This window comes from Bradyrhizobium sp. 25ACV, assembly GCF_054863005.1.
Genome location: NZ_JAVAYO010000168.1, coordinates 1 through 249, shown reverse-complemented (window position 1 = coordinate 249; position 249 = coordinate 1). Strand labels below are relative to the sequence as shown.

Here is a 249-nt window from a genome sequence, read left to right as displayed (position 1 = left end):
GACGAGCGCGGTCGTCTCAGCCGGAGGCTCCGGTGGTGGCGTCGGCGCCGCTTTGGCCGCAGGCGCGACCTCCGTCGGTGCCCCGTCGGACTCGCGGAGCTCTTCGTGGATCCGCATCACGCTTTCGAGCGGGAACGCGGCGGCGCCGGGCAGCGACTGCGGGCGGGCGCTGCGCAGCTCCGTGACCAGCGATTGCAGGTCGCGCGACAGCTGCTCCATCCGTCCCTGGAGATCGTGTTCGAGGGCGGC

1 protein-coding gene is annotated in these 249 nt (G+C 73.1%); it reads right to left on the bottom strand.

The genetic code is table 11. The features are described from left to right. Nucleotides 1–249 (bottom strand): hypothetical protein (locus RAD04_RS39015; protein WP_461628013.1); only part of this gene is annotated, 249 nt, incomplete at both ends.